10 protein-coding genes are annotated in these 14,045 nt (G+C 51.4%); all 10 read left to right on the top strand.

Features of this window, described 5'->3' with window-relative positions:
- Window positions 1-142 precede the first annotated feature (142 nt).
- The 10 genes from FGS84_RS10650 (at window position 143) to FGS84_RS10605 (ending at window position 13,820) form a co-directional block, all read left to right on the top strand.
- The gene (locus FGS84_RS10650; protein WP_138308170.1) at window positions 143-1,834 is read left to right on the top strand and encodes an alpha-glucosidase; all 1,692 of its coding nucleotides are present in this window, start codon (window positions 143-145) and stop codon (window positions 1,832-1,834) included.
- A 306-nt stretch (window positions 1,835-2,140) separates the two neighbouring features.
- Window positions 2,141-2,557 (top strand): PTS fructose transporter subunit IIA, encoded by a 417-nt coding sequence (locus FGS84_RS10645; RefSeq protein WP_138308167.1) that lies wholly within the window; start codon window positions 2,141-2,143, stop codon window positions 2,555-2,557.
- 76 nt (window positions 2,558-2,633) lie between these two features.
- Window positions 2,634-3,119, top strand: a complete 486-nt coding sequence (locus FGS84_RS10640) for a PTS sugar transporter subunit IIB (RefSeq protein ID WP_138308165.1) — start codon at window positions 2,634-2,636, stop codon at window positions 3,117-3,119.
- An 18-nt stretch (window positions 3,120-3,137) separates the two neighbouring features.
- Entirely contained in the window at window positions 3,138-3,977 is an 840-nt protein-coding gene (locus FGS84_RS10635; RefSeq protein WP_138308163.1) for a PTS sugar transporter subunit IIC, read from the top strand.
- On the top strand, window positions 3,970-4,797 hold the full coding sequence (locus FGS84_RS10630) for a PTS system mannose/fructose/sorbose family transporter subunit IID (RefSeq protein ID WP_138308161.1): 828 nt from the start codon (window positions 3,970-3,972) through the stop codon (window positions 4,795-4,797). Before FGS84_RS10635 ends, FGS84_RS10630 begins: the two co-directional genes overlap by 8 nt.
- A 134-nt stretch (window positions 4,798-4,931) precedes the next feature.
- Window positions 4,932-7,649, top strand: a complete 2,718-nt coding sequence (locus FGS84_RS10625; RefSeq protein ID WP_138308159.1) for a sigma 54-interacting transcriptional regulator — start codon at window positions 4,932-4,934, stop codon at window positions 7,647-7,649.
- A 29-nt stretch (window positions 7,650-7,678) separates the two neighbouring features.
- The gene (locus FGS84_RS10620) at window positions 7,679-9,934 is read left to right on the top strand and encodes an alpha-galactosidase (RefSeq protein ID WP_138308157.1); all 2,256 of its coding nucleotides are present in this window, start codon (window positions 7,679-7,681) and stop codon (window positions 9,932-9,934) included.
- A 1-nt stretch (window position 9,935) separates the two neighbouring features.
- Complete coding sequence (locus tag FGS84_RS10615) at window positions 9,936-11,078, top strand: LacI family DNA-binding transcriptional regulator (protein ID WP_138308155.1); 1,143 nt, start codon at window positions 9,936-9,938, stop codon at window positions 11,076-11,078.
- Between the two features lie 57 nt (window positions 11,079-11,135).
- A complete protein-coding gene (locus tag FGS84_RS10610; protein ID WP_138308153.1) occupies window positions 11,136-11,987 on the top strand; it encodes a Cof-type HAD-IIB family hydrolase in 852 nt (283 codons plus the stop codon).
- 309 nt (window positions 11,988-12,296) lie between these two features.
- The gene (locus FGS84_RS10605; RefSeq protein ID WP_138308151.1) at window positions 12,297-13,820 is read left to right on the top strand and encodes a 4Fe-4S dicluster domain-containing protein; all 1,524 of its coding nucleotides are present in this window, start codon (window positions 12,297-12,299) and stop codon (window positions 13,818-13,820) included.
- The last annotated feature ends 225 nt before the right edge of the window (window positions 13,821-14,045 follow it).

The raw sequence follows: 14,045 nt of genomic DNA, 5'->3' as shown, positions 1-14,045 counted from the left end.
TGCAATATTGGTTTGTGCAATAAAGAGGTTATGGCCGTAACCTGTTGACCTTGTACAGGGTATCTGTATATAATCGCATCAAGACATGGATGAAAGCCGGGCGCGGCTTTCGCAAAATTTAAAATCATGAGGAGATGCATGTATGAGCGATTGGTGGAAGAAGTCCGTTGTATATCAGATTTATCCCAGAAGTTTTATGGATTCCAATGGGGATGGTTTTGGGGATTTGCAGGGTATTATCCAAAAACTGGATTATCTTAAGGACCTGGGAATTGACGTAATCTGGCTGAGTCCTGTATATGATTCACCGCAGCAGGACAATGGATACGATATCCGGGACTACCGGCAGATGTATGAAAAGTTTGGCACCATGGAGGACATGGATGAGCTGATAGAAAAAGCCCATGACCGGGGAATCAGGATTGTCATGGATTTGGTTGCTAACCATACCTCAGATGAGCACCAGTGGTTTGTGGAGAGCCGGAAGTCTGCCGACAATCCTTACAGCGATTATTACATCTGGAAAGACCCAAAAGACGATGGAGGAGAACCGAATAACTGGGGCTCCAGCTTCTGTGGAAGTGCCTGGACCTATGACCCGGAACGGGGACAGTATTACCTGCATTTCTATGATAAGAAGCAGCCGGACCTGAACTGGGAAAATGAGACTGTGCGCAGGGAGGTCTACGACCTGATGAAATTCTGGATGGATAAGGGCGTGGACGGCTGGCGCATGGACGTGATTGCATCCATTTCCAAATACACGGATTTTCCGGACTATCCGGAAGAACCCGGCAGGCGTTACTATACCGGTTTCATGCATTCCAACGGTCCAAGACTCCATGAGTTCCTTCAGGAAATGAACCGAGAGGCGCTTATGGGATATGACTGTATGACTGTGGGCGAGGCCCCTGGTTCCACCTCTGAAAATGCCCGGCTGTTTGTGGACCCCAGGCGCCAGGAGCTGAATATGATATTTACATTTGAACACATGAACATTGACCGTATTCCAGGCCATGTGAACCGCAAATGGGCATTGAAGCCATTTGATATCCGGAATCTGAAGCGGGTCATGTCGGACTGGCAGGAGAAGCTGGAGGGCCATGGCTGGAATGCGCTTTATCTGGAAAACCATGACCAGCCCAGAGTGGTTTCCCGGTGGGGCAGCGATACCTGCTACAGAAAGGAATGCGCCAAGGCCTACGCGACAATTCTGCACGGCATGAAGGGAACCCCCTATGTATACCAGGGGGAGGAGATTGGGATGGTAAATGCTTCCTATGAGCTGGATGAGTATGAGGATGTGGAAGTGAAGAATGCCTGCCTGGAACTGGTGGAACGTGAGAAAACCATCAGCCGGGAGGAGTTTAAAAAGGCGGTCTGGAATAAGAGCCGGGATAATGCCAGGACGCCCATGCAGTGGACCGGTGGGGAGAACGCAGGATTTACTTCCGGCACTCCGTGGTTCAAGGTAAATCCGCGTTATAAGGAAATCAATGTGGAGGAGGCTCTTAAGGACCAGGATTCCGTATTCCATTACTATCAGAAGCTGATTCGTCTCCGCCATGAGGAGGATATCCTTACAGAGGGAAGCTACCGCCTGCTGCTGCCTGAGGATGAATCGCTGTTTGTGTACGAGAGGGAATATGATGGAAAAAAGTGGCTGGTGGCCGCCAATCTGACAGGCAGCCCGGTGCCGGCCGGCCGCCTTGAGGGGATTTTGTCTCCGGAGTACAAGGTTATCATTCAGAATAAGCCGGAGGTCATGAAGGACGGGATGATACAGCCCTATGAGGCTTTTATTGCTGAGATAAGAGGAGACAGGTTAATATAGAGGAAGCAGGAGTGCCGCTCTCATTATAATTGAGGGCGGCACTCCTGTCTGCGTTCAGTGCGGTAAATGCTAAATATCTGTCAGCACAGAATAACAGTAAATTTAGACACTAATATTGGACACAGCCATTAGACACTTTGCAGGCTGGTGTGGTAAAATTTTTATAGACAGAATGGTGAATAGAATATTTCCTTATAAAATCAAGGATTTTACGGCCGGTTTTTAGTGTCTAAAAAAAGTTGGCATCGTATTTGCTTAATATATAAGTGAAATGAAAATAAAACAGAAAAGGGAAGGAGTTCCAACATGAAGAAGATATTGATAGCCACCCACGGAACCTTTGCCTCCGGGGCGGAGAGTACGGTCAAGTTCCTTATGGGAGATGTTGGGAATATTACCTGCATCAATGCTTATGTGGACCAGGACGAAAATCTGGTGGAGACACTGGAACGGTATTTTGCCCAGGTCCGGCCCGGGGACCAGGTGATTGTGCTTACGGATATCAAGGGGGGAAGCGTGAACCAGAAAATTGTACCCTATGCGGTCCGGGAAAACGTATTTCTGGTTGCAGGCTTTAACCTGCCGCTTCTGGTGGCCCTGGCCATTGCGCCGGAAGGAATCACTAAGGATGAGGTCAGACAGTACATTGAAGATTCAAGAAACCAGATGGAGCTGGTGGAGCTGGAAGCGGAAGATGGCCGGGATGAGGATTTTTTTGAATAGGATGAACGTGACATGTATCGCACGTAAGAGACCAAAAGACGGTCTCTAAGTGCTCGTAACGAGAGGAGAGTATTGTATGGTTAAGGCTTTAAGGGTAGATGAGAGACTGATTCACGGACAGGTGGCAATGGCGTGGACCAGGGATTTGGGAATTCAGGGAATTATGGTGGCGGACGATGAGGCTGCTTCCAATGAGATGCAGAAGATGACACTGAAAATGGCTGTGCCGGATGGTATTAAATGCATCATCAAGACAGTGCCGGAAATCATTGCACTGCTAAGTAATCCAAGGTCTGAGGGGATGCGGATTCTGGTGCTGGTAAAGACGGTGAAGAATGCCCTGGAAGTGTATAAGGCTGTGCCTGGCATCGAATATGTTAATATTGGAAATGCAGGACGGTTTACCAGCGGCGACGGTACGGAGCGCATGGTTATTTCCAGGTCCGTGAGCCTTACGGCTGACGAGGTGGGGGCGCTGAAGGAACTGGTGGAGCTGGCTCCGGGTACGGCTCTTCAGATGGTGCCGTCTGATGAAAAGAAGCTTGTTTCGGAAGTATTATAAATAAAGGGGGATAAATTTATGTTAGCACATACATCCATACTTGTTACTGCGTTTGTCATTGCAGTCATGGTACTGATAGCATCAGGCGTCAGGGACCTTCTGGGGTTTACCATGCTGGACCGGCCGGTGTTCATCTGCCCTATCATCGGATGGCTTTTTGGTGATATACAGCAGGGTCTTCTCATCGGAGCTTCCCTGGAAGCCGTGTTCATGGGAATTGTAAATATAGGCGGTGCGTCGGCGGCAGAGTGCGGAATTGCCAGCGTGGTGGGCTGTGCCTTTGCCATTATGAGCGGCGGAGGCCCTGAGGTGGCTCTTCCACTGGCACTTCCCATCGGAATGCTGGGGCAGCAGGCAAAAAACATTATCTGGATTGGAATTATAGGCTGGTTTGCACCTGTATTTGATAAGCTGGCTGAGAATGGAGAGGACAAAAAGCTTACAAGACTCCACTATGGGCTGTGGTGCCTGAACTGGGGACTATACTGCCTGATTCCGTTCTTTGCAATCCTGTTCGGCTCTAGGGCAGTGGAGGCTGCGGTCAAGGCCATTCCGGCTGTTATCATGAACGGCCTGACGGTCTGCGGAAACCTGCTTCCGGCCGTAGGTATGGCCATGCTGCTGAAGCTGCTGTGGAACAATAAAATCTGCGTTTACTTTTTCCTGGGATTTGTGCTGGTGGCCTACTTAAAGCTTCCGCTGATTGCATTGGCAGCCCTGGGCGTCATAGCAGCCCTGCTGGTGGCACAGAGGGATTTGGAGCTTAACCAGCTGATGAGGGTAAAGGCAGCAGCACCTGCCGGTGTTCCCGCACAGGGGATGTTAGATGAAGAAGAGGAGGATTTTTTCAATGTCTAAGATAACTGATGTTTCCAGAGAAGAAAAGAAGATGCTCAGGTCCGTATTTCTGCGTTCCTTTACCTTATATACATCCGTAACTCCGGCAAAACAGGGGGCGTCCGGCTTCTGCTACTCCATGATTCCCTTTATCAACCGGTTCTATGCCAACGACCCGGAGGGAAAAAAGGAGGCCATGGCAAGGCATATTTCCTATTTTAATACAACAGTGCCCATGTCCACCTTCATCATGGGTCTCTGCGGCGCCATGGAAAAGGAGAACAGTGAAAATAAGGACTTTGACGCAGGTTCCATCAACCCCATCAAGACCAGCCTTATGGGTCCTCTGGCTGGTATAGGAGACTCCATATTCTGGGGCGTATGGCGTGTAATCTGCGCAGGCATAGCCATCAGTATGGCTCTGGCAGGCAATGTGCTGGCTCCTCTCGTATTCCTGCTGCTGTTCAATATACCAAGCAATGTGGTGCGTTACTACGGTACCTTTCTGGGATACAGCCTGGGTTCCGAGTACATTGAGAAACTGTACAGCGGCGGTCTGATTACTGTTCTGACCAAGGCGGCCAGCATCATGGGGCTAATGATGGTGGGAGGCATGGCCAGCAGCATGGTGGTGTTTAACAGCAAGCTGTCATTGTCCATGGAGGGGACAGAGATTTTCTCTCTCCAGAGTATGCTGGACCAGCTGTTTGTGGGCCTGGTGCCCCTGTGCCTTACCCTGCTGTGCTTTTATCTCCTGACTAAAAAGAAAATGAGCATCAATGTGCTGATTGTGGGAGTGATTGTCCTGGGTATTGTGCTCTCTGCTTTGGGAATCGCATAGTTTGGGAATCACGTAGTTTGGGAATTGCATCCCGCCGAAGCAGCATGGTATGATGGTGCTGAGACGGCGGTGGAAACAGAACTGTTCCATTGTGGGAAAAGGAAATCGGAATCAGTAGGATGGGGGTCTTGTCCATGCAGGCAAAAGAACGGGTTTATGAAGCGCTGAAGGAATCTTGCAGCGATGGGAAGGTAACGGCAGCAGAGCTGGCTCAGAAGCTGAACCTGAGCCGTCAGGTGGTAAGCCATTATCTGACCAGGCTCATGGAAGACGGACTTGCGGTAAAAACCAGTACACGGCCAGTGTACTGGTTTCCCGTGACTTCGGAGGATTTGGAATTTTTTGGGGAGGAGCAGTGGGACTGTGTGAGTAACCGGCTGCCACAGGAGGAAGGGGAAGCAGCTGCCGTACAGCCCTGTTCTGTGTTTTCATCTATGGTCGGATACGCGGGAAGCCAGAGACAGACCGTGGAGATGTGCATGGCGGCAGTGAATTACCCTCCGGACGGCCTTCCCATGCTTCTTACCGGTGAAAGCGGAGTGGGAAAAAGTTTCATTGCCCGTTTGATTTATGAATATGCCCTGGAGCAGGGGGCCATTGGACCCGGGGCGCCCTTTGTGGTGCTCAACTGTGCGGATTATGCCAATAATCCGGAGCTCCTTTCCGCCACCCTGCTTGGCTATAAAAAGGGAAGCTTTACAGGCGCTGACCGGGACAGGGAGGGACTTTTAAAAGAGGCAGACGGCGGGTATCTGTTTTTGGATGAGGTCCACAGACTGTCCTTTGAGAACCAGGAAAAATTGTTCCTGTTCATGGATTCCGGCCAGTACCGCCCCCTGGGAGACAATGCCTGGAAAAACTCCAGGGTACGTTTTATCTTTGCCACCACGGAAAATCCGGAGGAAGTCCTTCTGGAAACCTTCCGCAGACGTATCACCCTTCAGATTCCCATACCCAGCATGATGGACCGGCCTCTTAGGGAACGGCTTCAGATGCTGTATCTCTTCTACCAGAAGGAGGCAAAAAAGGTGAACCGCCGGATAGAGGTGGAAGGAGCAGTGGCAGAAGCGCTGCTGTTTACCAGGCTGCAGGGAAATATCGGAAAGCTGGAGAATCTGATACAGGTCAGCTGTGCCAATGCATTTTACAGGCAGCAGCACAGGGATATGCTTCACATTACCATGGGGGAGCTGCCGGAAATAGCGGGTTTCAATCAGAGCAGCCCCGGCCAGAGCGGAGGCAGCCGGAGCAAACGCATCTATATCCTGTCCGATATCCTGGTGGATGGAGACGGCCTGCCCTTTGAGCAGACGGAACTGGCCTGCGAGGGTGCGGAGCAGGAGGCGGATGCCCTGTGGAAGGATATTTCGGGGATTCCCTTTGAACGCATGGAGACCTCGGTGGACAGCGTATATCTGAACTTTAAACGTATGGTGAAGAAGCTGAGAACCCAGGAGTACTCGGCCTGCCGGCAGGAGCCGGACTGGAAGCTGTTCAGCCCGGTATGCCGTGAAATTCTCTGTGCCTACGGTGTGGGCGAGGCAAAGGGTGTTCAGGATGAACTGGGATTCCTCTATGGTATATTTAAGTCCGGCAGTCCTGATGATGAAATGTGCCGGAAACTGGACGCCTATTTTGAGCAGGCCATGCCCAAGGCATACTATGTGGCGGGGCGGATTTGCAGGAGTCTGGATGAGATGGACCAGGAAGCAGGAAAGGCCCTTAACTTTTTGTTTGCCCTGTCCCTTCACGAATATATGGTGGAAACCATGGAATTTCACGGATTGATTGTTGCCCATGGGGATTCCACGGCCAGCAGTATCCAGAAGGTTGCCAACCGTACCTGCCGCACCTTTGTGTTTGAGGCCATTGACATGCCCATGGACACGGCAGTGGAGGATACCATAACAAAGGTCAGACAGTATCTGGAGCGGGTCAATGCCAGGAAGGGCATGATACTGCTGGTGGATACCGGTTCCCTCAGCCAGCTGTATTCCTCCATTAAAAATGACCTGGCGGGAGATTTGCTGATTATCAACAATGTGACCACGGCCATTGCCCTGGATGTGGGCATTAAGATGCTGGGACGCTGCTCCTTTCTGGATATCGTTAAGGCCGCCAGGGAGACCTATGCCTTTGAAATCCAGTATTTTGAGGGAGTATCCAGAGGAAGAAACATCATTGTTTCCTGCATGTCGGGCGTGGGCATTGCAGAAAAGCTTCAGGAGGCCATGTGCAAGGTGGTTGACCCGTCTGTCATTGATATTGTGACCATGGATTATCAGGAACTGCGCAGGCTTCTGGACGAGAATCAAAGGGAATATTTTAAGCAGACACTGCTCATCCTTACCACATCGGCCCTGCCGGAACATGTGAGGGTGCCCTGGCTGAACATCTATGACATACTGGACGGCAAGGGAGAGGACCTGCTGTGGGGTTCCTTTAAGGGATTGATGACCAGGGAGAAATTTGAGGAACTGAAACGGGAATACATCCGCTTTTTTTCCATTGAGGGAATTGTCAGCCGTCTCAGATTCCTCAATCCAACGGTGGTCATCAACGAGGTGGAGCTGGTGCTTATGAAATATGAGCAGTATTACCACCTGGAAATGACAGGACATATCAGGCTTAACCTGTATATGCACATTGCGTTTATGATTGAGCGCCTTATGACCACGGACCCGGCTCCGGAACAGGTACGGGAGCTGCCGCCGCGGGAAAAGCGGTTTTATGGGATATCCAGGGAAATTTTTAGCGACATGGAACAGAAATACAGAATCAGGATGAATTCCTATGAACTTTCCCTGCTCTATGAGCTGTTCCGCAGAATTATCATAGAAGAAAACAGTTAGGGCTGGCCAGAATCTTTGGAGGTAAAAACATGCCAATTAAAGTACACGGGGACGGAAGGGAATTCCACCTGTATAATCATAAGATAAGTTATATCATGACCATACTGCGCAACGGCCAGCTGGGCCATCTGTACTATGGAAAGGCTATCCGGGACCAGGCGTCCTTTGAACATATGCTGGAAATACGGATTCGTTCCATGGCTCCCTGTTTTTATGAAGGAGACAGGGAATTTTCCATGGAGCACATCAAACAGGAATATCCATCCTATGGCCACGGAGATATGCGCTGTCCGGCCTATGACATTCTCCAGGCGGATGGGAGCCACATCACGGAATTTGTCTATGAATCCCACCGCGTTTATGAAGGGAAGCCTGTACTTAAGGGACTTCCGGCCACCTATACGGAAAGGCCCGAGGAGGCTGCCACCCTGGAGATAACCCTGTGGGATGAGTGGATAAAGACTAAGCTGGTTCTCACCTATACAATTTATGAGAATCTTCCTGTTATTGCAAGAAGCGCCAGGTTTATCTGCCAAAATGAGCATGGCGTGATTCTGGACCAGGCCATGAGCGCCAGTGTGGACCTGCCGGACAGCAGTTTTGAGATGGTGGAGCTTACAGGGGCCTGGGCCAGGGAGCGGAGCATAAAGACCAGAAAGCTGGAACATGGTGTCCAGTCCGTGTACAGCATGAGAGGATGCAGCAGCAGTAATTACAATCCTTTTCTTGCCCTCAAACGGCCGGAGACAGGGGAGCATGCAGGGGAGGTTTACGGATTCAGCCTGGTGTACAGCGGCAATTTCCTGGCCCAGGCAGAGGTGGATACATACGATGTCACCAGGGTTATGCTGGGGATTCATCCCCATTGTTTTTCCTGGCCGTTAAAGTGCGGAGAGGTGTTTCAGACTCCCGAGGTGGTTATGGTATATTCGGACAGCGGACTCAACGGCATGAGCCAGACCTATCATGAGTTATACCGGAGCCGCCTGGCCAGAGGAGCCTGGAGGGATAAGGCCAGACCCATATTAATCAATAATTGGGAGGCCACTTACTTTGACTTTGACGAAGAAAAAATCCTGGGGCTGGCCAGGACTGCCAAGGACGTGGGCGTGGAGCTTTTTGTGCTGGACGACGGATGGTTCGGCCACCGGGACAACAGCTGCTCCTCTCTGGGAGACTGGTATCCCTGCCGGAAAAAACTGCCGGACGGGGTGGCGGGAATTGCCCGTAAGATAGAGGATATGGGGCTTAAGTTCGGCCTGTGGATAGAACCGGAGATGGTGAACAAGGAAAGTGATTTATACAGGGACCATCCTGATTGGATGCTGTCCGCACCCGGCCGCAGCGCCTGCCACGGCAGGAACCAGTTTGTCCTGGATTTTTCCAGTGAGGAAGTGGTGGATGGTATTTACCAGATGTTAAGACGTGTGCTGGATGAGGCTCCTGTCTCCTATATCAAATGGGATATGAACCGGTGCATGTCGGAGGTATATTCCCATTTCTGCCGGCCGGAGGAACAGGGAATGGTATTCCACCGGTATATACTGGGGGTATACAGCCTGTATGAGAAACTGACCAGGCGCTATCCCCATATATTGTTTGAATCGTGCGCCAGCGGCGGGGCGCGGTTTGACCCGGGTATGCTGTATTACGCACCGCAGTGCTGGACATCCGACGACACGGATGCAGTGGAGCGGTTAAAGATACAATACGGCACCTCCATGGTCTATCCTTTAAGCAGCATGGGCGCCCATGTGTCGGCTGTGCCAAATCACCAGGTCCTGCGCACCACGCCCATTGAAACCAGGGCCAATGTGGCCTGCTTCGGAACCTTTGGATATGAACTGGACCTGAATCAGCTGCCAGGGGAAGAGCTGGAAAAGGTGAGGAGACAGATTGCTTTCATGAAGGCGAGCAGGGAGCTCATCCAGTTCGGAACCTTTTACAGGCTGCTGAGTCCCTTTGAGGGAGGAGGGAATGTGACCGCCTGGATGGTGGTATCCGGGGACAGGAAAAAGGCCCTGGTGGGATATTACCGGATATTGGAGCCGGTAAATGAAGGGTACAGGAAAGTCCGTCTGGCCGGTTTAGAGGCAGGACTCCGTTACCATGTGTCTGTACAGGGAGGAGGATATCACGGCGGATTCAGGGAAGTGGATGTGTATGGCGATGAACTGATGAATTTCGGTCTCATTGTATCCGATTCATCCTCCGGGGACAATAAGGAGAAATACGACGGGACCAACGGGGATTATCAGTCCAGGATATATATACTGGAGGCTTAATATGGATGAGGACATGGGGACAGGGAATCGTGTGCAGAGGGAAAACCGCATGGATAAGCCGCAGGACAGACGTGTTACCATAAGGGAGATGGCAGAACTGGCAGGGGTCAGTACGGCTACGGTATCCAATGTCATTCACGGGAAAACCAGGCGTGTGTCTCCGGAAACAATACGCCGTGTGCAGGACCTGATTCAGACCATGGGGTATGACCGGGACAGTACAGGGGATGAGAAAAAGGCCGGCGGCTCCCGGCTGGTGGCGCTGGTGGCAAACCCGCATAAGACCTACGAGGAGGCCATTGGAGCCGACCCGTTTTATGGGAAGATAATCGGTATGGCAGAGCAGTATCTCAGGGAAAAGGGGTACTATATGATGTTTTATTCATCCTCCGACATGGACGATATTTTCCGTATGGTTATGGAACGGGAGGTAGAGGGAATCATAACCCTGAGTTTTCATAAGAATGACTGCGATAAGCTTGCAGGCCTGTTAAAACGTCCCGTGGTTTCCATTGATGCCAGCGGGTATCAGGGAAGGGTGCCCAACATTGGCCTGGATGACTGGCAGGGAGGCAGGCTGATGACAGAGTATCTGCTGGAATGCGGATACGGACCTGTCTATGTGTGCGCGGGGAGAGACCATGGCGTGGACCATATCAGGTATCTGGGGTGCCAGAGCGCCTGGAAGGAATGGGGAAAGAAAGGAGCTGCGGGGGAGAGCGCCGGACGGGATAGGGAGGGGAGATATAACCAGGTGCATTTTGTATCCCTGGGCATGAACCGGGAAAAGAGAATGGATACCCTGGCATCCCTTGTCCAGCCGGTGAAAGCCAATATCAGGGAAGGCCTCAGGCCGGCCTTATTCTGCCTTTCGGACCTGTATGCCCTGGAAACCCTGAACCATTTCATGGCCCATGGTATAAGGGTACCCCAGGACCTTGGGATTGCCGGATTTGACGATATAATGTATGCATCCCTTTCAAGTCCGGGCCTGACCACTGTGCGGCAGGATATGAAGCGGAAGGCGGCACTGGCTGTGGACACGCTGGTGGACATGGCGGAGGGACGGAAGGGGACAGGGGACGGGGGAGAGACCCTGCTTCCGGTTAAGCTGGTGGTCCGTGGGACCACGGCAAAAGGATAGCTGAATGGGGCGGTGTGCGGGCAAACATGGGGACCACAATAAAGGAAAGTGACTGAAATGACATTGTATAAAAAGACAGACACCGTAATTCCCAATATTAAGCTGATGGCAATCAATATGGACGGAACCCTGATGGACAGCAGCGACCATATTCCGGAGACAACCATCAAACGAATTCGGAAGCTGAGTGAACAGGGGATTTTGATGGTGCCCTGCAGCGGGCGGTATCTGAAGAGTATTCCTCAGAATCTGCTGATGGCGGGGAATGTCCGCTATGCAATCACAGCCAATGGAGCACAGATTTGGAGGCTGCACCCCCTCTCATCCTTATACAGGGCAAAGCTTCCGGACAGGACCGTAAAAACTGTCTTGGAATTCCTGAAAGGGCGGGAAGGGTATGGGGAACTGTTTTCACAAGGGAAATCGTACATAAACGAAGGGGACTGTATCAGGGCATCCCGTATGAAGCAGGATTATAATTTTGTCCAGTATTTTACCCGGAACCACACACTGGTCCCTGACTTGTCAAAAGCCGCGGACCTTTGGAATGAAACAGAGAAAATAAACCTGTTTTTTCTGGAGGCAGGGGACCGGAAGGAACTGGAAGGAATACTGCGGAAGCAGGGAGGAGTTAGGCTGACCAGTTCCATGGCCGGAAACATGGAAATCAATGATGGGTCAGCCCACAAGGGCGCTGCGCTGAAATGGCTCTGCCGCTATCTGGATATTCCCATGGAGCAGACACTGGCCATTGGGGATGGGGACAATGATGTGGAGATGATACGGTCCGCTGGCTGGGGTATCGCCATGGGCAACAGCGGGGATGAACTGAAGCGCCTTGCCCGCTTTGTGACAAAGGACAATGACCATGGTGGGGTGGAAGAAGTGCTGAAATGGGTGGAAGGATAAAGGGATGAACAGGCATCCGGCCGGGTAAATGGCTGCGGACGCCTGTTTTACTTATAATCTGTGCTTTATTTTAAGAACAATGAGGGCAAAATGCATTCAGACGGTTGCTTTTTTTATGAGCTGTTATATAATCGGTACTGTTAAAAGCGGAATGTATCGCACGTAAGAGTCCAGAATATGGTTACTAAGTGCTCATAACGAACCGCTGCACTAAGCGGTCAAAAGACGCCCGCCAAGTGCCAGCGGAATGTATCGCACGTAAGAGACCAGAATACGGTCTCTAAGTGTTCATAACGAGGAGGCAGGAATATGCGAGGAGTGGAGACACGTATACAGGAAATAAGGCACAGGATATTCAGGGAAGTGGCAAGGATGGCTTACCATACGGAATGGCCGGTGGATAAACGTATTGAAGAGCTTCCATATAAAATTATACCGGGAGAAGTGGGCAATTTCCGCAACGACGTTTTTCTGGAGCGGGCTATTGTGGGGGAGAGACTGAGACTGGCCATGGGGCTTCCCTACCGCAGCGCGGCGGAACATGCTCCGGTTTCGGATAATATAGAGGCGGCAGACAGGCCGGAGACTTACTATACGCCGCCCCTGATTAATGTGATTAAATTCGCCTGCAATGCCTGTCATGAGAAGCGGGTATTTGTAACCGACGGCTGTCAGGGGTGTCTGGCCCATCCGTGTGAGGAGGTCTGCCCCAAGGATGCCATTAAACTGGACAGGACCAACGGCCGTTCCCATATTGACGACGAAAAATGCATCAAGTGCGGAAGATGTGCGGATGTCTGCTCCTATAAGGCCATCATTATCCAGGAAAGACCCTGTGCAGCTGCCTGCGGCATGGACGCCATTTCCACGGATGAAAATGGGAAGGCGGATATTGATTACGACAAATGTGTGTCCTGCGGCATGTGTCTGGTGAACTGCCCCTTTGGCGCCATAGCGGACAAATCCCAGATATTCCAGGTCATACGCGCCATCCAGTCAGGAGAACGGGTTTATGCCGCGGTTGCCCCTGCCTTTGTGGGACAGTTCGGTCCCAAGGTGACGCCGGGCAAACTCCGTGCAGCCATGAAGGCGCTGGGGTTTGCAGATGTATTTGAGGTGGCGGTAGGCGCAGACCTGTGCGCTACCCAGGAGGCAATCGACTTTATTCAGGAAGTGCCGGAAAAGCTTCCCTTCATGGCAACATCCTGCTGCCCGGCCTGGTCCATGATGGCAAAAAAACTATTCCCGGAACAAGCGGACTGCATTTCCATGGCACTGACTCCCATGACCCTGACGGCAAGGCTGATTAAACGCCACCATTCCAATGCAAAGGTGGTGTTTATCGGTCCCTGCGCAGCGAAGAAGCTGGAGGCCATGCGCACGGATATACGAAGCGACGTGGATTTTGTCCTTACCTTTGAGGAAATGGACGGTATCTTTGACGCCAGGCATGTGGATGTGGAGAAGATAGAAGAAGACCCGGAAGGCGTCAATGACGCTTCCACAGACGGCCGTAACTTTGCAGTGTCAGGCGGTGTGGCCAAGTCCGTGGTGGATGTGATTCATGAACGTTACCCGGATAAGGAGATTAAGGTGGCCAATGCAGAGGGACTCAGGGAATGCAGGAAGCTGCTGACCATGGCAAAAGCAGGGAAATACAATGGCTACCTGCTGGAGGGAATGGCATGTCCCGGAGGGTGTGTGGCCGGGGCTGGCACCATGCAGCCTATTAAGAAATCCCAGGCATCCGTAAATCTGTACGCATCCAAGGCAAAGCATAAGACATCCAATGAGACAGAGCATGTGAAGGAACTGGATAAGCTGGTTGACTAAAGGAGCTGCGGTTTCGGGTTTCACGTCAGGCGGAATGATATTGACTATAGAGGCAAGTGGGAAGCAGCAGGAAAACGCAGGCTGGCATGCGTTTTCCTGCTGTTTTGCTGTCGGGATTTGCTGCGGGAAGTGCGCTCCTTCCATTTAACTTCTTTCCAATGAAGAAAAAATAATATATAATAACAATGGCATGTGCACTATCATATGCAGCGGGGAGGGACTGAT

The organism is Clostridium sp. 1001271st1 H5 (genome assembly GCF_005845215.1).
GTDB lineage: Bacteria > Bacillota > Clostridia > Lachnospirales > Lachnospiraceae > Enterocloster.
Note: the sequence above shows the minus strand (reverse complement) of the source record. Positions and strands in the feature narration are given on the sequence as shown.